An 18,996-nucleotide genomic window follows, 5' to 3' on the forward strand; every position below is an offset into this window, starting at 1 on the left:
CTTTTCTCTCACACTTTAACGTGCTAAAATAAAGAGGAATTATAGTAAAAATCTTGCCCGGACTGTGGGAGGAGGATTCTTATGCAAATTGAGAAAATTCGTGGTCATCAAACAGAACAACTTTTTAAAGCCATTTTAGAATTAAAAGATATTGAAGAATGCTATCAATTTTTTGATGACTTATGCACAATTAGTGAAATTCAATCACTATCACAACGTTTTGAAGTAGCTCATTTACTACGTTTGAAAAAAACATACGAAGCGATTAAAAATGAAACTGGCGCATCTACTGCGACAATTTCACGCGTACGTCGCTGCTTCGATTATGGAAATGATACGTATGATGAAATGTTGGGTCGTCTTTATCCAGACGAAAAAAGCTACGCAGAAGCAACACGAAAATAGACACAAGAAAAGGCCTGTCCTACACATTTACAAAAGTAGGATGAGGCCTTTTTCTATTCGCAGTAAGACGTTAGACAAGGTATACTAAGAGAATAGAAAATTGATAAAGGTGGAGAACGATGGAATTTCAACAGTGGAAGCATGTCTTCAAGCTAGATCCTGCAAAGGACATCGACGACGAGGCACTAGAGAGGCTATGTGAGTCAGGGACAGACGCTATTTTAGTTGGCGGTACGGATAACATTACAATCGATGGTGTACTCGACTTATTAGCTCGTGTGCGCCGTTTTTCTGTGCCAGTCGTATTAGAGGTTTCAGATTTAGAATCAATTACACCTGGCTATGACTTCTATTTCATTCCAACGGTCTTAAATAGTACAAATACGACGTTTGTGAAAGATTTACATCATGCTGCGATTAAAGAATACGGCATGTTTATGAACTGGGATGAAATTGTTGCAGAAGGCTACTGTGTATTAAATCCTGACTGTAAAGTGGCGAAGTTAACGGAAGCCAAGACAGATTTAGAGGATGAAGATGTTGTAGCGTATGCACAAATGGCAGAGGAGTTATTTCATTTGCCGATTTTCTACATGGAATATAGCGGCACATATGGCGACCCAGATCTTGTCTACGAAGTGAGTCGTGTGCTAACGAAGACGAAGTTAATTTATGGCGGTGGCATTACCTCGGTTGAGCAGGCGAAGGCAATGGCTAGTTATGCAGATATCGTCGTTGTAGGAAATGTGATTTATGATGATTTGAAAACCGCATTGAAAACAGTGAAAGCTGTTCAGGAAATGTGTTAAAATAAGAACAAATGTTTGTAAAGGATGGTGCAAAATGGACCAACTAACGAAAAATTTATTGAACGGTATGAATAAAGAACAAGCACAGGCAGTCCAAGCAACGGAAGGACCCCTGCTAATTATGGCAGGTGCCGGTTCTGGTAAAACACGCGTGCTAACACATCGTATTGCGTATTTAGTAATTGAAAAAATGGTGAATCCATGGAATATTTTAGCGATTACCTTTACGAATAAAGCGGCACGTGAAATGCGTGAACGTATTGACGGTCTACTAGGTAATGGTACAGGTCAGCAAATGTGGGTATCTACATTCCACTCGATGTGTGTGCGTATTTTACGTCGCGATATCGACCGGATTGGCTTTAGTAAAAACTTCACGATTTTAGATACGACAGACCAATTAACAGTTATCAAAAATGTATTAAAAGAACAAAATATTGACCCAAAACAATATGACCCGCGCATGCTATTAAATGCGATTAGTTCTTCAAAAAATGAATGCATTTCGCATCGTGAGTATAAGGCAGCGGCAAGTGAAAATAATCCACATGAAAAAACGGTTGCCAATGTCTATGAAGGTTATCAACGTCGATTAGAGAAAAACCAAAGTCTTGATTTCGATGATTTAATTATGATGACCATTCGTTTATTTGAAGAAGTACCAGAAGTATTAGCGTTTTATCAAGATAAATTCCAGTATATTCACGTTGATGAATATCAAGATACGAACCACTCGCAGTACAAGCTTGTAAAAATGATGGCGTCTAAATTCCAAAACATTTGCGTTGTGGGGGATTCAGATCAATCAATTTACCGCTGGCGTGGTGCGGATATTACGAATATTTTATCGTTTGAAAAAGATTATCCAACAGCTAAAACAATTATGTTAGAGCAAAACTATCGTTCGACCAAAACGATTTTAGCGGCGGCCAATAGCGTTATTAAAAATAACTCAAGTCGTTTTCCAAAAGAATTACGTACGGAAAATGAGGAAGGCGCAAAAATTACATTAAATCGTTCATACGATGAAAAAGCCGAAGCACAATTTGTCGTGAAAACGATTCAAGAGGCGATGCGTGATGGCTATAACGCGGATGATTTTGCCATTCTTTACCGTACAAATGCACAGTCACGTGTAATGGAAGAAATGCTTGTGAAATCAAATATGACGTACACAATCGTTGGCGGCACGAAGTTCTATGACCGTAAAGAGATTAAAGATTTATTAGCTTACTTACGATTGATTGCGAATAATGATGATGATCTAGCACTTGCGCGTATCATCAATGAACCGAAGCGTAGTATTGGAGCGACGTCATTTGAGCGCATGATGCAGTTTGCATTTGAGCAGGATCGTTCGATTTTTGATGCACTACGTGAAGTTGATTTTATGGGGTTATCAATGCGTGCTACAAATTCAGCAGTAGGTTTCCGTGCGATGATTGAGCGTTTTACACAAATGCAAGATTATATGTCGGTGACGGAACTTGTAGAGGAAGTGCTTGATAAATCAGGCTACCGCGAAATGTTAAAAGCGGAAAAAACCATTGAAGCGGAAAGCCGATTAGAAAATATTGAAGAGTTTTTATCTGTAACGAAAGCGTTCGAGGAAAGCAGTGATGACAAAACATTGATTGCCTTCCTAACGGATTTAGCGCTTGTCGCAGATATTGACCAGCTTGGCAAAGAGGAAGAAGAGCAAAAAACAGGTGGCGTTGTATTAATGACAATGCACTCTGCAAAGGGTCTTGAATTCCCAATCGTCTTTATTATCGGTATGGAGGAAAATATCTTCCCGCACTCACGTTCATTAATGGACAATGATGAAATGGAAGAAGAGCGACGTCTTGCTTACGGTACGAAACGTTTACCAGAAATCGCATAACAGCGAAGGATTGGTAGGGTTAACGAAATAATCGTTAACAACAACTGATATTACGAAACCACGACGGAGAACCCTAATAATCTCCGTGACTAGATGGAAGCTAATACTCCCACATGCATCTTGGTAACAAGGTGTCTGAAGTTGGGTAAAGTCGCGCTAAGTAACCCTAACAGGTCAAGCTGAGGAAAGGTTAAACATAACTGCGAATATGGTGCGGGCTGGGTAGCTGTATATGGTTAGAATTTAGATAGCTAATGACGAACCACTGAATGTACGTCTCGCAGAGCGGGCAATAGAAATGTTGTCTAATAAACTATATTCCAAAAGATTTATCGTAGCGAATCTAATGGATAGAACTAATGGGTTGTTCTACTAATTGATATAGTCGGGATAAAGGTGGAACCTAAGTACAGTTATATACCTAGTAATATCGGAACGTTTGAGACCCCTGACGTTTAGTAATAGCTTGGGGATTGCGTAAGCATGAAAGAGCATGAACAGGGGAGTCAGTAGGGGCATAGTACCGTAGAAGCTTCGTAATGGAAGTGGAGGGAAGGCCCCAAGTCTAACATCAATAGTAATCGCTATCCCTTGTGGAAAGAAGGCGATATAGATGAAAGTTAAAGAAAAAGATATTTGGCGATATGGTATTAATGATATCGAACAAATATTATTTGAAAAAGCATTAACAAAAAGACGATTTAACCACTTATGGCAATATGTCATTGATGAACAAAACATTATATGTTCAATTAAAATAATAGGCAGTAATAAAGGGAAGAAAACAGCAGGTCCAGATGGCATGACCTTTAATGACATGATGAAATTAGATATTGAAAATGTTATAAAGGAAATCAAAAATCGATTATTTGGTTCAAAACAAGGTAAAGCAAGATGTGTAATGATACCGAAAAGCAATGGTAAAATGCGACCGTTGGGCATAACGAATTTATATGATAGGATAGCACAACAATGTGTTAAAAATATCCTTGAACCAATTCTTGAAGCACAATTTAATCCTGAGAGCTTTGGATTTAGAAAAAATCGTAATGCACAAGAATGTATGTCCTATGTCGCAACTACTCTGCAATACAACAATGAAGGACACATATACGACTGTGACTTGAAAGAATACTTTGATACGGTACAAATTGACAAAGTGTTAGATAAGTTAAAGTTAAACCATAATATACATGATTTAGCATTTCTGAAATGTATAAAACGGTTAATGTGGATTGACTTGAAACAACCAAAAGAAAAATATAAAGGAATTGGATTAAGGCAAGGTACAATTTTAGGTCCGATACTCGCAAATGTAATGTTTCATGATTTCGAACTTCGGCTTCATGAAATAAATGATTTCAAACGAGATAACGGACGTGAAATTATCCAAAATCCTAATATTCATAAAAACCATGCCAAGAATTATAAACGTGGTCGGGAATATTACTTCAATTGGTTACAAGAACGTAGAGTAGTAAAAATAATTCGATACGCAGATGACTTTGTTTTTATAAGCAAAGGGAAATATGATATATACGACGCAATCATGATGTTTGAAGATTGGTGTAAAGAAAATGGATTGGAAATAAACGAGGATAAAACCAAGTTAATACCGATACAGGGAGACACTGAACTGGAATTTCTAGGCTTTAAATATCGTAAAACGAATAGTAGCAAACCAAACTCATTCATTATTTCGGTGAAAGACCAAAAGAAACTGTGGAAAGAAACGAAAAGTCGACTTGAATGGTGTCTTTGGAAAGGTAATATAGATTACTTTATCGTATATGTGAGAGGTATATTCAATTACTATACAATCTGCACGAATTTAACATGGCTAATAAGTAGAATACAGATATTGTTATTGAAAAAAATGTGTCGACGTAGAAGCGATGTTAAAATCGACATAGTTCGTAACCCACATGTTAGTTTTATGGTCAATGGACAATTACTTGACCTATGGGAGATGCGGCAACATAGTGTGAAAAGTACAAGAGAGTATATGTATGAGGTACACAAACTATGGGAACCGAATCAAACTAAATATAAGGGACTTGAATGGGTGAATTATTTCTTCGAAAACCGTATGAATACGGGGAGAAATAGTAGTAATATAATTTATATCCCTAGCTTATTGAACCAACAAAAGAAAGAACCAATTTTAGATATAGAATACCTATGTATGGACCCACAAGAAATTCATATACATCATAAAATCCCGTTAAGTCGGGACGGTACGGACAGTTATAGTAATCTCATAATGTTGAATAAAACGTCTCATAAATTCGTACATGATGTGAACTTGAAGTTGAAAGATTTACCAGCCTATATTAACTTAAAACAATTGAACAAATATAGAAAATTATGTGGTTATGAAGTACTAAAATAATGCGAAATTAACTATTGATGATTAGATGGAGCGCCGTGTGCGGTGAAAGCCGCACGCACGGTGTGGGGTGGGGGAAAACCTGGAGATAGCATCAAAAGGTTACCTATCACCATTAGGAATTACGCGTGCAGAGAAACAGCTCTATTTAAGCTGTGCGCAAATGCGTACGCTGTATGGTCGCTCAAGTTTCAATACACCTTCTCGTTTCTTAAATGAAATTGATTCGGATTTAATTGAAGAAACGATGACAAAACGTTCATCGCAAAGTGGGGCATATAGTGCGCCTCGTCGTCAGTCAGGCTATCGTCAGTCAACAGGCCAAACACGCGGGAAAGCATTAGCGTCGAAATCAGCATTAAAAGATACAGGCGGTAGTAAGGTAGCTTGGCAAGTGGGGGACAAAGCAGCTCATGGTAAATGGGGTGTCGGTACGGTCGTATCCCTTCGCGGTGAGGGTGATGGTATGGAACTTGATATTGCGTTCCCAGCACCAACAGGTATCAAACGTCTGATGGCTAAATTTGCGCCAATTACGAAGCAATAAGGAGGAATTCATGTGGAAAAAGTACAGCTAGAGCAACGTGCGGCTGAATTAAATAAAGTATTAACACAATACGGTCACGAATATTATGATTTGGATGCGCCAACTGTTCCGGATGCAATTTATGATCAATTAATGAAGGAACTCATCGAGATTGAAGAGGAATATCCAGATTTACGTTTTCCAGACTCTCCAACGCAACGTGTCGGTGGGCAAACATTAACAGCGTTTGAAAAAGTCACACATGACCATCCGATGCTAAGTCTTGGTGATACATTTAGCGAGGAAGATGTACGTGCCTTTGATGAGCGTGTACGCCAAAATATCGGTGATAACTTCCGCTACGTCTGTGAGCTCAAAATTGATGGTTTAGCGATTTCGTTAAAATATGTCGATGGCGTTTTCGTACAAGGTGCTACACGCGGAAACGGGACAATCGGTGAAAATATTACCGAAAACTTAAAAACCGTTCGTTCCGTACCACTTCGTTTAACGAAACCTGTAACGCTTGAGGCGCGCGGTGAGTGCTACATGCCGAAACGTTCATTTAATAATTTAAATAAAGAGCGTGCCGAGCGCGAAGAAAACTTATTCGCCAACCCACGTAATGCGGCGGCTGGCTCGTTACGTCAGCTAGATCCAAAAATCGCAGCAAGCCGTAATCTCTCAACATTTATGTATGCACTTGGTACAAATGGCGAGGAGTTTGGTCTTACATGTCATAGTGATGCACTTGATTTCTTAGAAGAATTAGGTTTCCGTTCAAATCACGAGCGCCGTATTTGTACATCATTAGATGAGGTATTTGCATATATCGAGGAATGGACGGAGAAACGTCCGACATTGCCATATGAAATCGATGGTATCGTAATTAAGGTTGATGATTATGACCAACAACAAGAGCTTGGCAACACTGTAAAAGTTCCTCGCTGGTCGATTGCGTACAAATTCCCAGCAGAAGAAGTTGTCACGAAGGTACTCGATATCGATTTAACGGTTGGTCGTACAGGGGTTGTAACACCAACAGCTGTTCTTGAGCCTGTGCTTGTTGCAGGGACGACAGTACAACGTGCATCACTGCATAATGAAGATATTATTCGCGAAAAAGATATTCGCATTGGAGACCATGTGATTATCCGCAAAGCGGGCGACATTATTCCAGAGGTGAAGCAGGTACTCTTTGACCAACGTGCAGAGGATGCGGCACCATACGTGATGCCGACACACTGTCCGGCATGTGATAGCGAGCTAGTGCGCCTTGAAGATGAAGTAGCACTGCGCTGTGTGAACCCACAATGCTTCGCACAAATTGCAGAGGGTTTAGCGCATTTTGTGTCACGTAATGCGATGAATATTGATGGCTGTGGTGAGAAAGTGGTCGCGCAACTTTTACGTGAAGGCTTAGTGAAGGATGTTTCGGATTTATATCATTTAAAGATGGACGAACTAATTCAGCTAGAGCGTATGGGTGAAAAATCTGCGACAAAATTAATCGATGCAGTGGAAGCATCGAAATCAAATTCACTAGAGCATTTATTGTTTGGGTTAGGCATCCGCCATGTCGGCTCAAAGGCAGCGAAAATTTTAGCAGCGCATTTTGAAACGATGGATGCACTAATGGCTGCGACAGAGGAACAGCTAACAGAAGTATTTGAAATTGGTGAAAAAATGGCATCCTCTCTTGTGACATATTTTGCGAATGAAGAGGTGCAAGAATTGCTATCACGTTTACGCGATGCAGGGATCAATATGTCGTATACTGGCAAAAAAGTAGATACATCTGAAATCGATAGCAACTTTAACGGCAAAACAATCGTCCTAACAGGGAAACTTGAACGATTGACACGTTCCGAAGCAAAGGCGAAAATAGAAGCATTAGGTGGAAATGTAACAGGGAGCGTCAGCAAAAAGACAGATCTGGTCATTGCTGGTGCGGAAGCTGGCTCAAAACTCGACAAGGCCGAAAAATTAGGCATTGCCGTATGGGACGAAGAACGCCTAATCGAAGAATTATCAGAGTAAAGGAGATCGCATACTATGAAACGACATCTTCGCTGGATTCCGGCGATGGTTGCGACTGCCTTATTAGCAGGTTGTAGTCTACCTTCGTTTAACAAAAACTCCGAAGTAACAACGACTGAAACAACTTCTAAAAGTTCAGAATCAACAATCATTCCGAGCATGCAAATTGATGACCAATATTACCGTACGCTACTACCATATAAAGAGAGTGCGTCACGTGGATTAATCGTATCAAATATTTATTCTCGCTACGATATTCAGGAAGCGGAAACCGGTTTAATGCGTTTATCATTAAACCAATTCCCGACGGATAAATATTACTTCCAAGAAGGCCAATATTTAGATGCAAAAACAATGAAGAGCTGGCTTTCTCGTAGCAATGTAGACAAATTAGGCTTAAACCCAAGTAATAAAGGAATGAATCCTGAAGAAAGCGCAACAAAAGCTCCTATTTATGTAGCACATGTAATCGAACAAAATTATTTAACAAAAACTGGCGACAAAAAAGTGAAACTAGGCGGTATTTCAATTGGTCTAGCTATGAACTCCGTTTACTATTATCAAAAAGAAGCGTACGGTGCGACATATGAGAAAGCAATTCCACCTGAAATCCTTTTAGAGAATGGTAAAAAAATTGCACAAAAAATGGTGAAGCGTCTACGTAGTATGGACGGCTTAGGGAATGTGCCGATTACAGTTGGTTTATATAAACAATTGAGCCATAAAGACATTGTGCCAGGCACTTATTTTGCAACTGCCACAGCTGGGGAAGGTTCGTCCTCTCTTCAAAAATGGGAAACCGTTGATGAGGAGTATGTGCGTTTCCCAACGGATAGCACAGATGACAAGTACAGCGAAACAAATGACAACTTTAATACATTTAAAGATGACATTGATACGTACTTTACAAACAACACCAATGTAATTGGTCGTGGCTTCTTCAAAGATGGCAAAATCCAACGTTTATCAATTGAGATTCCAGTTAAATTTAATGGTACAGGGGAAATGATTGGCTTCGTACAATATGTTTCAAGCGCTGTATCATCACAATTTAAAAAAGATTTACAAGTAGAAATTAGTATCACATCGTCCAATAAACCAGAAGCGCTCGTTGTAAAAGATTCTGGCGAAGCTGAGCCATATGTGCATATTTACAATGACTAGCTTGTAACATGACAATGAGAATTGCGCGAAGGCGTGATTCTTATTTTTTTTTTGAAATGACTAGACAACTTTTCATTAAACTGCAACAATCGTTTTTGAAAAGAATGATTTTTTTCAGACAATTCATTGTATAATTTGATAGTGTCGTTTAAAGTGCATTCCTGCCTAATTGGCATAAAAAAGCTTTAAACCCTTTATTTACAAGGATTGGCCGACACTTTAGTGAATTAGAGTGTCTTGATTAAACAATCATAGAAATGATATTATTATCGGTATGGTTATCGAATTTGGAGGTGTACAACATGGCAAAACTTTCAGTAGAGGAAGTAAAACACGTAGCGAAATTAGCTCGTCTTGCGATTACGGACGAAGAGGCAGAAAAGTTTGCGACGCAATTAGGCGCAATCACTGACTTTGCGAACGAATTACAAGAATTAGATACAACAGACGTCGTACCAACTACGCACGTTCTACCAGTTCACAACGTATTCCGCGAAGATATTCCTGCTAAAGGTCTTGATCGCGATTTAATGATGAAAAACGTTAAAGAACAACAAGATGGTTTAGTTAAAGTACCACCAATCATCGCTCAATAATTTTACAAGGAGGCACAATGATGTCATTGTTTGATAAAACATCAGCTGAATTACAACAAGCTCTTTTAAACAAAGAGATTACAATCGCTGATTTAACAAAAGAAGCATATGCACGCATCGACGCTTTAGACGGCGAAGTAGGCGCATTTTTAGCTTTAAACAAAGAAGCTGCAGAACAAGAAGCTGCAGAAAAAGATCAAGTACCATTTGAAGAACGTGGACCACTATTTGGTTTGCCTATCGGTGTGAAAGATAATATCGTAACTGAAGGCATTGAAACAACATGTGCTTCAAAAATCTTAGAAGGCTTCAACCCAATCTACAGCGCAACAGTTGTGGAAAAACTACGTGAAGCAGGCATGGTTACAGTTGGTAAAGTAAACATGGATGAATTTGCGATGGGTTCTGCCAACGAAAACTCAGCAATCAAAAAAGTTCATAACCCTTGGGACTTTGACCGTGCTCCTGGTGGTTCTTCAGGTGGTTCTGCAGCAGCAGTAGCAGCTGGCGAAGTACCATTCACATTAGGTTCTGATACAGGTGGTTCTATTCGTCAACCAGCAGCATTCTGTGGTGTAGTCGGTATGAAACCAACATATGGCCGCGTATCTCGTTACGGTTTAGTAGCGTTCGCGTCTTCATTAGACCAAATCGGACCAATCACACGCAACGTACGCGACAACGCTTTATTACTTGAAGCAATCGCTGGCGTGGATGAGCACGATTCAACTTCAGCAAACGTAGAAGTACCAAGCTATGTTGACCAATTAACTGGTGACATCAAAGGTCTTAAAGTTGCTGTACCTCAAGAATACTTAGCAGAAGGTGTATCAGAAGGCGTGAAAGCACAAGTTCTTGCTGCAATTGAAAAATTAAAAGAACTTGGCGCAACAGTTGATACTGTGTCACTTCCACACTCTAAATATGCATTAGCTGCTTACTATATCATTTCTTCTTCTGAAGCATCATCTAACCTTTCTCGTTTTGACGGTATCCGTTACGGTTTCCGTGCTGAAGCAGATAACTTAGAAGATTTATACCTACAAACGCGTGCACAAGGCTTTGGTGATGAAGTAAAACGTCGTATCATGCTTGGTACGTATTCATTATCAGCTGGTACGTATGATGCTTACTACAAAAAAGCACAACAAGTTCGTACATTAATCAAACAAGATTTCGATAAAGTATTCGAAGAGTATGATGTAATCGTTGGACCAACAACACCAACAACTGCATTCAAACTAGGCGAAAACTTAGACGATCCAATGACTGTCTATGCAAACGATATCTTAACTGTTCCTATTAACTTAGCTGGCGTACCTGCTATCTCAATCCCTTGTGGTTTCGATAACAACATGCCTGTAGGTTTACAAATCATCGGTAAATACTTCGAAGAAGGCACAATTTACCGCGTAGCAGATGCGTTCGAGAAAGCTACTGACTTCCACAACGCAAAACCTCAAACTTGGGAGGTAAAATAACAATGGCATCAACTAATTATGAAACAGTCGTTGGTTTAGAAGTACACGTTGAGTTAAAAACGAAATCTAAAATTTTCTCTCCATCTCCTAACCAATTCGGCTCTGAACCAAATACAAACACATCTGTAATCGACTTAGGTTACCCAGGTGTTTTACCGGTTGTAAACAAAGAAGTAGTAAACTACGCAATGCGCGCAGCACTAGCTCTTAACATGGACATCAACCAACATACAAAATTCGACCGTAAAAACTATTTCTACCCTGATAATCCGAAAGCTTACCAAATTTCACAATTTGATAAACCAATCGGTGAAAACGGCTGGTTAGAAATCGAAGTAAACGGTGAGAAAAAACGTATCGGTATCACACGTATCCACATGGAAGAAGATGCTGGTAAATTAACGCACGGTGCAAACTCATCATTAGTCGATTACAACCGTCAAGGTACGCCTTTAGTTGAAATCGTATCTGAGCCAGATATCCGTACACCGGAAGAAGCGTATGCATACCTTGAAAAACTAAAAGCAATCATCCAATACACAGGCGTTTCAGACGTACGTATGGAAGAGGGTTCTCTACGTTGTGATGCCAACATCTCAATCCGTCCTTACGGTCAAGATGAATTCGGTACACGTACAGAACTTAAAAACTTAAACTCATTCAACTTTGTTCGTAAAGGGATTGAGTATGAAGCACAACGTCAAGAAGCGGTATTAAACGCTGGTGGCGAAATCAAGCAAGAAACTCGTCGTTTCGATGAGAAAACAGGTAAAACAATTCTTATGCGTGTCAAAGAAGGTACGGACGATTACCGTTACTTCCCAGAACCTGACTTAGTAGACATCGTAATCGATGATGCATGGTTAGAACAAGAACGCGCTATGATTCCTGAATTACCAGATGCTCGTCAAGCACGCTACGTAGCAGAAATGGGCTTACCAGCTTATGATGCCGGCGTATTAACACTTTCTAAAGAAATGGCTGACTTCTTTGAAGGCACAGTTTCTGAAGGTGCAGATGCGAAACTTGCTTCTAACTGGTTAATGGGTGAAGTAAGTGCATACCTAAATGCAGAACAAAAAGAATTACATGATACGGCATTAACACCAGCTGGCCTTGCTAGCATGATTAAATTAATTTCTGACGGTACGATTTCTTCTAAAATTGCGAAGAAAGTATTTAAAGAATTAATCGAAAACGGTGGCGATGCGAAGAAAATCGTTGAAGAAAAAGGGTTAGTTCAAATCTCTGATGCAGGCGCGCTTGTACCAATGATTACGGAAATCCTTGATAACAACGAACAATCTATCATCGACTTCAAAAACGGTAAAGATCGTGCGATTGGCTTCTTAGTTGGTCAAATTATGAAAGCTACTCGCGGTAAAGCCAACCCACAAATGGTTAATAAAATCTTATTAGAAGAAATCCAAAAACGATAGACTACTCGGGATGAGTAGTCGGCAAGCGTTGCTGTCAGGACGACAGCGAACTTAGCTTGACTTCCTTGTAAGTGTTGAACACACTTGTTCAGCACTGAAGGGCATTTTGATTTCCTGACAAGTGACGTTTTTTGTCACGTCGGAAGGAAAGAAATGACCCGAAGTGCTAGTGTGTGAAACCGGATAGACTACTCAGGATGAGTAGTCGGCAAGCGTTGCCGTCAGGACGACGGCGAAGTTAGCTTGACTTCCTTGCAGTGTTGAACACACTTGTTCAGCACACTTGTTTTTGAAAGATAGATGACATGTTAGAGGACCATCTATCCTTATGACGGCATGAAATCAATGATTTCTCTAGTACTCGATGGCCGGAATTTTACCATCAAAATGCGTCTAAAAAGCCCACAATCTCATTTGAGACTGTGGGCTTTTTTCTATTCTGTTTATGCAGTTTTACGACTACGTAGGACAAGCACAGTGCCGTAGATTGCGGCAATAAATGAAATAACCGCGATAACATAATAAAATGTTGTACCACCGAAGTCATTATACATAATTCCTCCGATATACGAGGAAATAATGCCGGATACACCGAAGAATAGGAGCGCGAGAACGGTTTGTCCTGTCGAACGCCATTCACGAGGCATAATACGGTATAAATACTGAATCGCCGCAGTATAGTATACAGGGAATGTCAGCATTTGAAGTACTTGTAGCATGACAATCATTTTTGGGTCATCAATAAAGCCCGTTAGGAAAAAGCGTAGGGCATAGAAGAAAATTGCTGCGGTAATTAATTGCAGCTCCTTGCCTTGCTTGAGCCACATATAGCTTAGCGCAAAGACGACAATCTCACTTGCACCAGAAATAAAGAAGGCGATGCCGACTAGATTATTGGCGCCACCAAGCGTCGTAATATGAATTCCTAAAAACGTATCGTTCATTCGTGCAGGAATCGAGCTAATAAAAATTAATACTAAAAATAAAATCATTTCTTTGTTTGTTAAAACTTGTTTTAAGCTACTTAGCGTTACAGGTGCAGACGATGCCGGGACGTCTGGAATATTCCACACGATGGCAAAGCAGATAATGCCGATGACGACAAATGATAAGCCAATTACACCCATGCCAAACCAATCTGTTAAATAACCGATAACCAGTGATAACACCGCATAGCCTAGAGAACCATATGTCCGGACGGAACCATAACTGATACCATTCGTCTCAGTTGTAGTGAACGTTAATGATTCTGTTAATGGATCAAGTGGCATTAAGAAGAAATAGACGAACATTGCTAGGAGTACAAGCAATAGGAAGCTATCCACCTGATATAAAAAGTAGCCAAAAACGGCTGTCATCGCGACAAGAATTAATAAGATTTTACGAACCGTTTTGAGCTTATCGCTAATCATGCCCCATAATGGTTGTGCGATGACAGTCACAATCCCGCCGAGCGCAATAATTAGACCGATTTCGCTCGTATTTAAGCCGGCAGATTGTAAATAGACCGGTAAAAATGGAATAAACATTGCCAGCATACCGAAGAATAAAAAATTATAGCCTTTTAAAAGAACTGTTGTTTTTTTCAAGCAGGTCACCATACCCTTTCAACAAATCATTGTACCGAACAAAAACGGTCATGTATACAGCATGCTTATATGCCGTGTGGAAATTTGTTATAATGAATAAAAATGACAAAGGGGGGTTCACAATGTTAAATGAACAACATTATTTTGAGCAGGGCGTCGATTTGGCTACGTATATGAGTAATATGGCAACACTTAAAAACGATAGTTACCGCGTCTACAATGCATTTGACTTACCAGAAGACCCTGAGTTTATCGAAGCAGTAAAACGAGCAAACATACATATTTTAGTCATCACAGAAGATTGGTGCGGCGATGCTATGATGAATAATGCCATCTTGCGTAATATCGCAGAAGCTGCTGAGCTCGATGTACGCTGTGTGATGCGCGATCAGTATATCGAATTAATGGACGCGTATTTGACGAATGGTAGTCGGTCGATTCCACTTTATTTATTTTTAAACGAAGCGGGAGAAGTTATCGGACAATGGGGGCCACGTGCACCAGAGCTACAGGCATTTGTTATGGCGAAATGGGCACTTTTACCACCAAAAACAGATGATGAATTTTCGATGAAACAGCGCGAATTATTTATGACACTAAGTGAAGAGTATGCATCGAATGAACAGTTTTGGCAGTATGTGTATGAGGATTTAAGGACGACTTTATTGAATATATTGTGAAGTGAAGTAGTAGATTTGCAGAAACAAAACATTTAGGTATAGAATGATAAAGATTGTTAAAAGGTCAGGCTGACTCTTTTTTGTGCAGGTAGCAAGAAGTGGGGGCCTGTTTTCGTGATTTTGGACAGAATTTTTAGAAACAGGAAGGTACAGTTATGAAAAGAGCACGCATCATTTATAACCCAACATCAGGTCGAGAGTTATTTAAAAAACATTTGCCCGAAGTTCTACAAAAACTTGAAGTGGCAGGATATGAAACATCTTGTCACGCCACTACTTGTGCAGGAGACGCGACAGTTGCCGCCAAACATGCGGTAGAGCGCGGCTTTGATATTATTATTGCGGTTGGTGGCGATGGTACATTAAACGAAGTGGTTGCTGGCGTTAGTGAATTTGAGGAGCGCCCGAAACTAGGTCTTATTCCAATGGGCACGACAAATGACTTTGCACGTGCTGTGCATATTCCACGCGATATTAATGCCGCTGTCGATATTATTATTAAAGGCGATTCCATTCCAGTCGATGTCGGTGTGGCGAATGACCGTTACTTTATTAATATTGCCGCTGGTGGACGCATTACCGAACTAACATATGAAGTGCCAAGTAAGCTTAAAACGATGCTTGGACAGCTTGCCTACTACTTAAAAGGAATTGAAATGTTGCCGTCAGTAAAGGCTACAAAAATGCGCATTGAATACAATGACGAGGTATTTGACGACGATGCGATGATGTTCCTTATCGGTTTATCCAATTCAGTAGGTGGTTTTGAGAAACTTGCACCCGACGCAAGCATCAATGATGGACAGTTTACGGTATTTATTTTGAAAAAATGTAATATTGCCGAGTTCGTACGTCTTGTGACACTTGCTGTACGCGGGGAGCATTTAAAAGACCCGCATGTGATTTATACGAAAGCTGACCATGTAAAAGTATCATCGGATGCTCGTGTGTTAATCAACTTAGACGGTGAATATGGTGGCGATGCGCCGACAGAATTTAGAAACTTAAAACGTCATGTTGAGCTATTCGTACCGATTGATGAAATTCGTGAGCAAGACCGTGTACTTGAAATAGAAGAATAAAAAGAGGAGGTATTCAACTGAGTTTGGATACCTCCTTTTTCATTGGGATTCGTGATACAATAGAGAAATTGAAATGGAGGAACGAATTGAATGACTGCACCAGTGAAAAAGAATGATCGATTAACTGTTTATATAGAAGATTTAACGCATGACGGAGCGGGCGTCGCGAAAGTAGATGGCTATCCATTGTTTATCCAAGGCGCGCTACCGGATGAAACATGCGAGGTCCATGTGATGAAGACGCTTAAAAACTATGGCTTTGCGAAAGTAGTAGACATTACGGAGCCATCGCCAAATCGCGTAGAGCCACCATGTCCTGTATTTAACATGTGTGGCGGCTGTCAGCTTCAGCATTTATCTTACGAAGGTCAGCTTGAGTGGAAGCGCAAAATGGTCCGTGATGTCATGCAGCGTATCGCTAAAATCGACGTGCCTGTCCATCCAACGAAAGGGATGTCAGAGCCGTGGAACTACCGCAATAAAGCACAAATTCCATTTGGTATGAATGGAGATGTGCCGGTTGCAGGCTTTTACCGTACGAAATCACATGCGATTGTCGATACGAATCGCTGCTTAATCCAAACAGATGAGGCAGATGCGATTTTAGAAGGCTTAAAACCACAGCTTTGGGCACTTGGGCTAACACCATATAACGAAGAAACAAAGCAAGGGCAGCTGCGCCATGTTGTCGTACGTAAAGCGCGTGCTACAAATGAAGTAATGGTTGTACTTGTAACGAAAAAACGTAAATTCCCACAAAAGGATGTTGTCGTTGAGGCCATCCGTAAATTAGTTCCAAATGTGAAATCAATTATGCAAAACGTCAATCCGAATAATACGAATGTCATTTTCGGTGACGACACCATTTGCCTATGGGGTGACACAACGATTGAGGACCATATTGGCGATGTACGCTTTGAAATTTCAGCGCGTTCATTCTATCAAGTGAACCCAATCCAAACGGAAGTATTATACAAGCAAGCACTTGATTATGCGGCGCTAACAGGCGAAGAAACAGTAATCGATGCTTACTGTGGTATCGGGACAATTTCATTATTCCTAGCGAAACAAGCGAAGCATGTAATGGGTGTAGAAATCGTACCACAAGCCATTGAGGATGCGAAACGTAATGCCGCATTAAACGGCTTTACGAACACGTATTTTGAAGCTGGCCCAGCAGAGGAAGTCATCCCACGCTGGTTTAAAGAAGGCAAGGAAGCGGACGTCCTAATGGTCGATCCACCACGTAAAGGCTGCGACAATGCCTTACTTGAAACGATTTTAAGCGAGCGTCCAAAACGCATCGTCTACGTATCATGTAACCCTGCAACACTTGCACGTGACCTACGCGTACTAGAAGACGGTGGCTACAAAACACAAGAAGTACAGCCAGTTGATATGTTCCCACACACAGCACACTGTGAAGCAGTAGCTTGGTTGGAATTGGTTTAAGATAAAAAGAAATCAAAAAGCAGATGGTTTAGAAGTGCGAAAATGTGCCTTTGAATCATCTGCTTTTATTATTTTCAATTTCGATGTTTCAATTTTACGAAATATAGCATTTTAAGATAAAAATAGATTATGAAGTTTCAGTTTTATTTAAGAAAATAATGTGGCAATTTGTTTTATATACAACATAAAGTTGAATCATGTGTTGATAATACATGTTATAGTGAAATGGAATAAAAAGGATGGATTATAAATTTTCGTTATATATTATTTAACTACTAATAAATTGGAGGTAAAAATGACATCTAATAACTCTATAAAAGATGAGCTTGATAGGATTCTACATAAGATAGCAGCTCAAGAAGATTTAGAAAAAGAATTTGAAAAAGGGAGTTTTTATAAGTGGGAAGAACTTCGTAGAAATTGGTTTAGAAATTCAGAAAAATATTTGAAGGTGAAAAATATACTTTTCCTTGCACAAACGTTGCTTGGAATAGTTCCAGCTATATTAACAATTTTCGTTGATGAAATAAATAATAAGGGGGTGGAACTTTCTATTTGGATAGCCTATGCAATCATAGTGATACTAATTAATTATCTATATAAAAATTTCCCGGATGAATATGAAAAAGCATTAAAAGATTTGAAGCTTATAAAGCTAGTCTCTATGTCCGAAAAATTAGCGAGTCAATTAGCATTGTTAAATCTAACAACTAATAAAAGATTTAATGAGGATGATGAAAATAGGATTAACCAAATATCTTCTAGGGTGAAAGATTTTGATGCGATGGACGAAGAAGTTCAACGAATAATTATGAAATGTGCACAAAAGAATTATAGGGCTCATGAAGTGAGAGCAACGAGCCTAGTTTTTAAATACGAAGATATATATTTAACGAATGAAGAAAAAATAAGCCTAAATAAAATCACACATGAAATATGTGATGTCGCTCAAATTTTATTTGGAGGTAAAGGATATACAGCTAAGTTATATTTAAGAGTAGTAAAAGACATTCCCACTCATACAGATAACCAGCAACAGACTGAAATCCTTACAGCTTTCTCTAGATTTCCTGCAAAAGATACTTTTGGTACAAGTTGGATCAAATCGCGCGGTAAAGGTGCAAAAGTTTGGGATTGTATTGAAAAAGGAGAAAGTAACATTTATTCGTTTCAAGAAGAAAATTTATATTATAAATCTATTTTATCTGTATGCTTACCAGGACAAATTGGAGTTTTAAATATTCAAAGTGAAAATGAAAATAATTTTGAAGATATAGATGTAGAAATAAATAGCAAGGTCATAAGTTTATATGCAACAGAGCTTATCGAAAAAACTTTAGAATTAGATTAGTTTTAGGAGCATTCCTGTTAGAAGGATTTTCAGAGACTTGAAAACAAAAAAGCCCTCCTGTATGATGCTTGAGTGTCAACTGGCATTGACGCGCATAATATACAGAGA

13 protein-coding genes and 2 pseudogenes are annotated in these 18,996 nt (G+C 39.4%); 14 read left to right on the forward strand and 1 reads right to left on the reverse strand.

Annotated features, from left to right (window positions below):
- Positions 1 to 81: 81 nt before the first annotated feature.
- The 10 genes and pseudogenes from ACFSY7_RS14705 to gatB all read left to right on the forward strand — a co-directional run bounded on the left by ACFSY7_RS14705 (position 82) and on the right by gatB (position 12,734).
- Positions 82 to 405: a YerC/YecD family TrpR-related protein gene (locus ACFSY7_RS14705; protein WP_126989139.1), complete on the forward strand. Its 324-nt coding sequence runs from the start codon at positions 82 to 84 to the stop codon at positions 403 to 405.
- A gap of 119 nt (positions 406 to 524) precedes the next feature.
- Entirely contained in the window at positions 525 to 1,214 is a 690-nt protein-coding gene (locus tag ACFSY7_RS14710; RefSeq protein WP_139995979.1) for a heptaprenylglyceryl phosphate synthase, read from the forward strand.
- A 34-nt stretch (positions 1,215 to 1,248) separates the two neighbouring features.
- A pseudogene (gene pcrA / locus ACFSY7_RS14715) lies at positions 1,249 to 3,069 on the forward strand (DNA helicase PcrA); the annotation flags it as partial.
- A gap of 643 nt (positions 3,070 to 3,712) precedes the next feature.
- On the forward strand, positions 3,713 to 5,491 hold the full coding sequence (locus ACFSY7_RS14720; protein WP_380148341.1) for a reverse transcriptase domain-containing protein: 1,779 nt from the start codon (positions 3,713 to 3,715) through the stop codon (positions 5,489 to 5,491).
- A gap of 112 nt (positions 5,492 to 5,603) precedes the next feature.
- A pseudogene (locus tag ACFSY7_RS14725) lies at positions 5,604 to 6,035 on the forward strand (ATP-dependent DNA helicase PcrA); the annotation flags it as partial.
- A 12-nt stretch (positions 6,036 to 6,047) separates the two neighbouring features.
- Positions 6,048 to 8,054 (forward strand): NAD-dependent DNA ligase LigA, encoded by a 2,007-nt coding sequence (gene ligA / locus ACFSY7_RS14730; protein ID WP_380148342.1) that lies wholly within the window; start codon positions 6,048 to 6,050, stop codon positions 8,052 to 8,054.
- A gap of 15 nt (positions 8,055 to 8,069) precedes the next feature.
- Positions 8,070 to 9,218 carry a CamS family sex pheromone protein gene (locus tag ACFSY7_RS14735; RefSeq protein ID WP_380148343.1) on the forward strand — a complete coding sequence of 383 codons (1,149 nt, stop codon included), beginning with the start codon at positions 8,070 to 8,072 and terminating at the stop codon, positions 9,216 to 9,218.
- A gap of 302 nt (positions 9,219 to 9,520) precedes the next feature.
- On the forward strand, positions 9,521 to 9,814 hold the full coding sequence (gene gatC / locus ACFSY7_RS14740; RefSeq protein WP_029500785.1) for an Asp-tRNA(Asn)/Glu-tRNA(Gln) amidotransferase subunit GatC: 294 nt from the start codon (positions 9,521 to 9,523) through the stop codon (positions 9,812 to 9,814).
- Between the two features lie 20 nt (positions 9,815 to 9,834).
- Positions 9,835 to 11,295 carry an Asp-tRNA(Asn)/Glu-tRNA(Gln) amidotransferase subunit GatA gene (gene gatA / locus ACFSY7_RS14745; protein WP_126989144.1) on the forward strand — a complete coding sequence of 487 codons (1,461 nt, stop codon included), beginning with the start codon at positions 9,835 to 9,837 and terminating at the stop codon, positions 11,293 to 11,295.
- A gap of 2 nt (positions 11,296 to 11,297) precedes the next feature.
- Positions 11,298 to 12,734, forward strand: a complete 1,437-nt coding sequence (gatB, locus tag ACFSY7_RS14750) for an Asp-tRNA(Asn)/Glu-tRNA(Gln) amidotransferase subunit GatB (RefSeq protein ID WP_126989145.1) — start codon at positions 11,298 to 11,300, stop codon at positions 12,732 to 12,734.
- Positions 12,735 to 13,177: 443 nt separating this feature from the next.
- On the opposite strand, the gene ACFSY7_RS14755 is transcribed toward gatB, so the two are convergent.
- Entirely contained in the window at positions 13,178 to 14,332 is a 1,155-nt protein-coding gene (locus ACFSY7_RS14755) for an MFS transporter (protein WP_255512514.1), read from the reverse strand.
- A gap of 113 nt (positions 14,333 to 14,445) precedes the next feature.
- On the opposite strand from ACFSY7_RS14755, the gene ACFSY7_RS14760 reads away from it, so the two are divergent.
- The 4 genes from ACFSY7_RS14760 to ACFSY7_RS14775 all read left to right on the forward strand — a co-directional run bounded on the left by ACFSY7_RS14760 (position 14,446) and on the right by ACFSY7_RS14775 (position 18,888).
- Positions 14,446 to 15,003, forward strand: a complete 558-nt coding sequence (locus ACFSY7_RS14760; RefSeq protein ID WP_126989147.1) for a thioredoxin family protein — start codon at positions 14,446 to 14,448, stop codon at positions 15,001 to 15,003.
- Between the two features lie 155 nt (positions 15,004 to 15,158).
- Complete coding sequence (locus ACFSY7_RS14765; RefSeq protein ID WP_126989148.1) at positions 15,159 to 16,085, forward strand: diacylglycerol kinase; 927 nt, start codon at positions 15,159 to 15,161, stop codon at positions 16,083 to 16,085.
- Positions 16,086 to 16,175: 90 nt separating this feature from the next.
- Positions 16,176 to 17,537: a 23S rRNA (uracil(1939)-C(5))-methyltransferase RlmD gene (rlmD, locus tag ACFSY7_RS14770; RefSeq protein WP_380148344.1), complete on the forward strand. Its 1,362-nt coding sequence runs from the start codon at positions 16,176 to 16,178 to the stop codon at positions 17,535 to 17,537.
- Positions 17,538 to 17,832: 295 nt separating this feature from the next.
- A complete protein-coding gene (locus tag ACFSY7_RS14775; RefSeq protein WP_380148345.1) occupies positions 17,833 to 18,888 on the forward strand; it encodes a hypothetical protein in 1,056 nt (351 codons plus the stop codon).
- Positions 18,889 to 18,996 lie beyond the last annotated feature (108 nt).

It is taken from the genome of Kurthia populi (genome assembly GCF_042686175.1).
GTDB classification, from domain to species: Bacteria; Bacillota; Bacilli; order Bacillales_A; family Planococcaceae; genus Kurthia; species Kurthia populi.